Origin of the sequence: Elioraea sp. Yellowstone (assembly GCF_006704265.1) — a bacterium.
Lineage (GTDB): Bacteria > Pseudomonadota > Alphaproteobacteria > Acetobacterales > Acetobacteraceae > Elioraea.
This window is the reverse complement of sequence record NZ_VIKA01000172.1, coordinates 1-6,250: the sequence shown is the minus strand read 5'-3', so window position 1 is coordinate 6,250 and position 6,250 is coordinate 1. Positions and strand designations below refer to the sequence as shown.

Below are 6,250 nucleotides of genomic sequence, written 5' to 3'. Positions count from 1 at the left end.
CCTGATCCCGCGCGGCACGCCGGTGCTCGCGGTGACGAGCGGCTATCACCTGCCGCGCTGCGTGGCGCTGCTGCGCATCGCCGGGCTCGCCGCGCGCGGGCTGGGCGCGACCGCGGGACGGCGCATCCCGCGCGCGAGCCGGCTCTACTGGAGCCTGCGCGAGATCCCGGCGCTGGCGTGGGACGTCGTCCTCGCGCTCTGGTTGCGGAGCCTCGGCCGGCTCAGCGCCGCCTGATGTTGCCTTGCCGCAACGAACAAAGCAGGAACGGATTGCGCCGAGTCGCGGGCGAGGAAAACTTCACGATCAAGGGAGTGGTCCGAGTCGCGGGAACGAATCGCGATTGCTGCGACAGCGGAAAAGACCAACCAGATCATGTGGTTGAGGCGTTCTCCACCCCCAAGCGTGTTCTCCCCGGGCAGCGGGCGCGATCGCCGCAGCCCTGCAACCGCGTTCAGAAGTCGGTGCAGCGGCCCTTCTGCTCCCAGTCGCCGTAGCGTGTCGGCTCGGGCCCTTTGGGTCCGCCGATCTCCTTGGGCAGGGCCGGCGCGGGTTTCGGCGGCACGGGTGGCGGCGTCTTCGCCTCGGGTGTGGCATCCATGCCCCTGATGTGAGCCGCCGGGGGACTCGCGCCAAGAGGGACGGCGTTCCTATATGCTCGCTTCCATCCGTCTCGAGGGACCTCGTCCATGTCGGGTTATGCGAAGACCGCCATCCTGCTCGCCGGACTGACCGCGCTGTTCATCGTGATCGGCGGCGCCCTCGGCGGCGAGTCCGGCGCCCTGGTCGCGCTCCTCGTCGCCGGCGGGATGAACCTGTTCGCCTGGTGGACCAGCGACAAGGTGGTGCTGCGCATGGCCGGCGCCCGCCCGATCGGGCCGGCCGACGCGCCGCGCCTCTACGCGCTCACCGAGCAGCTCGCCCGCCGCGCCGGCCTGCCCATGCCCGCGCTCTACGTGATCGACGAGGAGCAGCCGAACGCCTTCGCCACCGGCCGCGACCCCGCCAACGCCGCGGTCGCGGTGAACGCAGGGCTCTTGCGCCACCTCTCGGAGGAGGAGGTCGCGGGCGTGATCGCGCACGAGCTCGCGCACATCAGGAACCGCGACACGCTGATCATGACGGTGACCGCGACGATCGCCGGGGCGATCTCGATGCTCGCCCAGTTCGGCTTCCTGTTCCGCGGCGGCGACAGCCGCAACAACCCGTTCGGCCCGATCGGGCTGATCCTGATGCTGATTCTGGCCCCCCTCGCGGCGATGCTGGTGCAGATGGCGATCAGCCGCTCGCGCGAATACGAGGCGGACCGTGTGGGCGCCGAGATCTGCGGCAATCCGCGCTGGCTCGCCTCGGCGCTCGTCACGCTGCAGAATGCGGCGCGGCAGATCGAGAACCACCACGCCGAGGCGAATCCCGCCCTCGCCCACATGTTCATCATCAACCCGCTCTCGGGCGCACGCATGGACAACCTCTTCTCGACCCACCCGAGCACGGAGAACCGCGTGCGCGCGCTGCTCGAGCTCGCGGCCCGCCGGGACGGCGATGGCGGGATCGCGCCGCGGCCTGCACCCCCGCGCCGCGCCGGCGGCTCGGTGCCCTCCTCCGGATGGCGCTGAGCATCGTCCGCACGGCCGCGGCGCTGCGGGCCGCCCTCGCGCCGTGGCGACGCGAGGGACGGCGGATCGGTTTCGTGCCGACGATGGGGGCGCTGCATCGCGGCCATGCGGCACTGGTCGAACGCGCGCTCGCCTCGTGCGACCGCGTGGTCGTCTCGGTGTTCGTCAACCCGACCCAGTTCGCGCCGAACGAGGACTTCGCGCGCTACCCGCGCACCGAAGCGGCGGACGCGGCGCTGCTGGAGCGTGTCGGCGCGCATGTGCTCTACGCGCCATCGGTCGAGGAGATCTACCCGCCGGGCGATGCGACGCGCGTCACCGTCGCGGGCCTGACCGAGACGATGGAGGGCGCGATCCGGCCGCACTTCTTCACCGGCGTGGCCACGGTCTGCGCCCGGCTGTTCAGCCATGTCCAGCCCGAGGCGGCGTTCTTCGGCGAGAAGGACTACCAGCAGCTTCTGGTCGTGCGCCGGATGGTGCGCGATCTCGGGTTCGGCCTCGAGGTGATCGCCGTCCCGACCGTGCGCGAGCCCGACGGGCTCGCGCTGTCCTCGCGCAACGCCTATCTCTCGGCGGCGGAGCGTAGGGCGGCGCCGACGCTGCATCGCGTCCTGCAGACGGTGGCGGCGGGACTCCGCGACGGCGCGGCCATGGCCGGGCTGCGGCCGGATGCCGTGCGCACGCTGCGCGATGCGGGCTTCGCCGAACCCGACTATCTCGACCTGCGCGATGCCGAGACGCTCGCCCCGCTCGACCGCCTCGACGCCGCGCCGGCGCGCCTCCTGGTCGCCGCGCGGCTCGGCGCCACCCGGCTGATCGACAACATCGCGGTTCAGCGCGCGTAGAGCGTCAGCGTCAGGCGCTCGCCGCGCGAGTAGTTCAGCCCCTCGATCGTCGCGACGGCGCGCGGCGCGATGCCGAGCCGTTCGGCCTCCGCCCGGAACGCGGCATCGTAGCGGTCGCGCACCAGGGCGAGCCCGCGCGGCCGTTCGGCGAGGTGCCGCGCGGCCTCGATCCCGTCGCGGATCAGCCGCGTGTCGGTGCCGGCAAGGAAGACGAGCGACGGCTCGTGGAACCCCGCCGTCGCGAAGGGGCGTTCCGCCGGCGGCGGACGGCCGCCGGCCACGCGCCAGTGCGCCTCCGCCGCCGCGACCACGCGAGGTGCGATCCAGATCGGCTCGACGCGCGGCAGCACGAGCTCCAGCAGCGCGGCGTAGAGCACCGGTGCTGCGACCAGCATCGCGACCGCCGCGCGCCGCGGATCGCGCGCGCGCAGCACCGCCCACACCAGCGCGGCGACGGTCAGCACCGCGACCGGCGTGCCCCAGGGGAGGCCGCCGCCGGCCCCGACCGGCAGCGCGATCGCGAGCGCGGCGAGGACCGTCGCCGCAAGCAGCCACAGCCCGAGGGAGACATGCCCCAGCCAGCGCGGCGGGTCGCGGCGCGCAGGGTCGAGCAGCCAGCGCGAGGCCAGCAGCAGCACCGCCGGGAACGTCACCATGACGTAATGCGGCAGCTTGGTCGGCAGCAGCTCGAACACCAGCCAGGTCGGGAGGATCCAGGCGAGCAGCACGCGCACCGCCGGATCGGCGCGCGCGGCCCAGGTGGCGGGGATCGCGCGCAGCACGATCAGGCTCGCCGGGAACAGCGTCAGCGCCGCGAGCAGCAGGTGATAGCCGGGCGGGCCGCCATGCGCCTCGTCCGCGCCCGCCACCTTGCCACCAAGATCGCCGCGCAGCGCCTCGACGAAGAACGCGCCGTCGGTGGCGATCCAGATCAGCACCGCCCAGGGTGCCACCACGGCGAGCGCGAGCGGCAGACCCCAGGACGCCCGCAAGGCGGCGAGCCAGGCGCGCGGCCGGTTGCCACGCCGGTCGAGCCACCAGAGCGATGCCGCCGCCAGGCCCGCGACCATCGGCGCCACGGGACCCTTCAGCAGCGCGCCGATGCCGAGCGCGCACCAGAACCCGACCGCATGGCCTGCACGGAAGGACGAGGGCGCCAGCGCCGCGCGGGCGAACAGCAGCATCATCGCCGCGACCGCGGCAAGAAGCGCCGCATCCGTCTTGGCGATGTGCGCCTCGACCACGACGACGAGACTCGCCGGCAGCATGAGCGCGGCGAGAAGCGCCGCCTCGCGCCCGACCAGGTGCCGGCCGAACGCGAAGGTGAACAGCGCCGCGAGGATGCCGCCCGCGAGCGAGGGGATCCGGTAGGGCCAGATGTCGGTGCGCCGGGCGAGCCCGAGCGCGGTCGCGGCCGCGACGGACGCCGCCTGCGCCCAGTGGATCCCGACCGGCTTCTTGTTGCGCGCGGCGTCGCCGAAGCGGATCTCGACGAAGTCGCCCGTCTCGAGCATCTGCTTGGTTGCCTGCGCGAAGCGGCTCTCGTCGCGGTCCGAGGGCGGGAGCGCGAAGAACCCCGGCAGGAAGACGAGCAGGCAGAACGCGACGATCAGCAGGGAGGGTCGCCGCACCGCACGCAGGCGGGCGAGCCAGTCCTGACGCGCGTCGGTTTCCGCCGTCGTTCGCATGACGACGTTGGGCCGCGCGGCGGAGGGGCTGTCAAGGCCGGAGCCGCCTGCGGCGGTCGCGCGACGCAGTCGCGCGAGTCTTGACAGCCCCTCCGCCGCGCGGCAGCGGGCATGCATGCGGACGACGGCGCAGCCTGACGGATCGGGAACTGGCGCCCGCAGCGCCGCGATCGCGGTGCTGGAGAGCGTGCTCGGCCGCCACCGCACGCTCGAGGACGCGCTCGATGCGCTGCCGCCGCTCGAGGCGCGCGACCGCGGCTTCGCGCACCTGCTCGCCGCCACGGCGCTGCGCCGCCTCGGCACGCTCGATGCCGTGATCGAACCCTATCTGCGCCGTGCCCCGCCCGAGGCCGTGCGCCACGCCCTGCGCATCGGCGCCGCGCAGCTCCTGCTGCTCGGCACGCCTCCCCACGCCGCGGTCGGCGCGACCGTCGCCGCCGTGCGCGCCCTGCCCAAGGGCGCGGCCTTCACCGGCCTCGCCAATGCGGTGCTGCGGCGGATCGCGGCCGACGGCGCGGCCGCGCTCGACGGGCTGGACGGCCCACGGCTCGACACGCCGGACTGGCTCTGGCGGTCGTGGCACGACGCCTACGGGGCCGAGACCGCGCGCGCGATCGCGGAAGCGCACCAGCGCGAGGCACCGCTCGACCTGACGCTGAAGCCGGGCGAGGACGCGGCGAGCTGGGCCGAACGCCTCGGCGCCGAGGTTCTGCCGACGGGCTCGCTGCGGCTCGCCGCGGAGGTCCGCGTGCCGGACCTGCCAGGCTTCGCCGCAGGCGCCTGGTGGGTGCAGGACGCCGCGGCCGCCCTGCCCGCCCGCCTGCTCCGCGTCCGTCCGGGCGAGCGCGTGATCGACCTCTGCGCGGCACCCGGCGGCAAGACCGCGCAGCTCGCCGCCGCCGGCGCGCGCGTCTGCGCGGTCGAGCGTTCGCCCGAGCGCGCCGCGCGGCTGCGCCAGAATCTCGCCCGGCTCGGCCTCGCCGCCGAGGTGATCGAGGCCGATGCCGCGACCTGGCGCCCGTCCGAGCCCGCGGACGCGGTGCTGCTCGACGCGCCCTGCACGGCGACGGGAACGATCCGGCGCCATCCCGACATCCTGCGGCTCAAGCGCGCCGCCGATGTCGCCTCCCTCGCCGCGCTGCAGGGCGCGCTGCTCGCCAATGCCGCCGCCATGCTGCGGCCGGGCGGCCGGCTGGTCTATGCCGTCTGCAGCCTGCAGGCCGAGGAGGGCGAGGGCGCGATCGCCCGCATGGCCGCCCCCTTGCGCCATGATCCGATCGGGACGGACGAACTGCCGGGCCTGCCGGAGGCGGTCACGCGCGGGGGCTTCCTGCGCACCACCCCCGCGCTGTGGCCCGAGCGCGGCGGCATGGACGGGTTCTTCGCCGCGCGCCTGGTCAGGCCGTGAGGGTCACGCCTTCGGGCGGCAGGCTGCCCTCGTGCGCGACGTGGCGCGCCGCCCAGGCGGAGCCGCGCGCGAGCGCCGCCGCGATCCCCTCGCCGCGCAGCAGCGCGTCGGTCAGCCCCGCGGCGAACACGTCGCCCGCGCCGGTGACGTCGACCGCCGCCGTCGGCTCCGCCGGCACGGCGTGATGCGTGCCGTCGATGCCGAACGCCTCCGCCCCGCGCGCGCCGCGCGTCACCACCACCCAGCGCAGCGCCTCGCCGCACATGGTCCGGCCGAGCAGCAGCGGATCGGCCGCCTCCTCCGCCGTCAGGTCGGCCGCCGAGGCGATCAGCACCTGGGCGGCGAGCGGGGCGCGGCCGCGGCGCGGCAGCACGCCCACGGTGAGCGCGCCCTTGGCCCAGTGCGCCGCCATCACCTTCGGTACGTCGGGCGCGTGCAGCTTGGTCAGCACCGCGTCGTAGCTGCCGCCGAGCAGCGCCGAGCCGTCCAGCTCCTCGGCACGGTAGCCGCCCACGCCGATGATCGTGCGCTCGCCCGAGGGCTCGATCAGCACCAGCGCGCGCGTCGTCGGCCCCGGCCGCACCTGCACCGCCGAGACGTCGAGCCCGAGCCCCGCGAGCACCGCGCGCAGCATCGCCCCGTGCGGGTCGTCGCCCACCACCCCGGCGACCGTCACCGCATGCCCGGCCTGCGCG

Annotated in this window: 6 protein-coding genes and 1 pseudogene; 4 read left to right on the top strand and 3 right to left on the bottom strand. The window is 74.9% G+C overall.

Translation table 11 applies throughout. The features are described from left to right. A pseudogene (locus FK498_RS19430) lies at positions 1-235 on the top strand (hypothetical protein); the annotation flags it as partial. A 217-nt stretch (positions 236-452) separates the two neighbouring features. On the opposite strand, the gene FK498_RS16515 reads toward FK498_RS19430, so the two are convergent. Continuing rightward, positions 453-599 (bottom strand): DUF1674 domain-containing protein, encoded by a 147-nt coding sequence (locus FK498_RS16515; RefSeq protein ID WP_141856475.1) that lies wholly within the window; start codon positions 597-599, stop codon positions 453-455. A gap of 88 nt (positions 600-687) precedes the next feature. Between FK498_RS16515 and htpX the strand changes: the two genes are divergently transcribed. Further along, positions 688-1,614 carry a zinc metalloprotease HtpX gene (gene htpX, locus FK498_RS16510; RefSeq protein WP_141856473.1) on the top strand — a complete coding sequence of 309 codons (927 nt, stop codon included), beginning with the start codon at positions 688-690 and terminating at the stop codon, positions 1,612-1,614. Next, on the top strand, positions 1,605-2,459 hold the full coding sequence (panC, locus tag FK498_RS16505) for a pantoate--beta-alanine ligase (protein WP_141856471.1): 855 nt from the start codon (positions 1,605-1,607) through the stop codon (positions 2,457-2,459). Before htpX ends, panC begins: the two co-directional genes overlap by 10 nt. On the opposite strand, the gene FK498_RS16500 is transcribed toward panC, so the two are convergent. After that, a complete protein-coding gene (locus FK498_RS16500; protein WP_141856469.1) occupies positions 2,447-4,147 on the bottom strand; it encodes a glycosyltransferase family 39 protein in 1,701 nt (566 codons plus the stop codon). The two genes, panC and FK498_RS16500, sit on opposite strands and share 13 nt — an antisense overlap. A gap of 115 nt (positions 4,148-4,262) precedes the next feature. On the opposite strand from FK498_RS16500, the gene FK498_RS16495 reads away from it, so the two are divergent. Then, positions 4,263-5,555, top strand: coding sequence for an RsmB/NOP family class I SAM-dependent RNA methyltransferase (locus tag FK498_RS16495; RefSeq protein ID WP_141856467.1), 1,293 nt, complete (start codon positions 4,263-4,265; stop codon positions 5,553-5,555). On the opposite strand, the gene FK498_RS16490 is transcribed toward FK498_RS16495, so the two are convergent. Further along, a partial coding sequence (locus FK498_RS16490; protein ID WP_141856465.1) for a carbohydrate kinase family protein occupies positions 5,545-6,250 on the bottom strand: 706 nt, incomplete at its 5' end. The genes FK498_RS16495 and FK498_RS16490 overlap by 11 nt on opposite strands.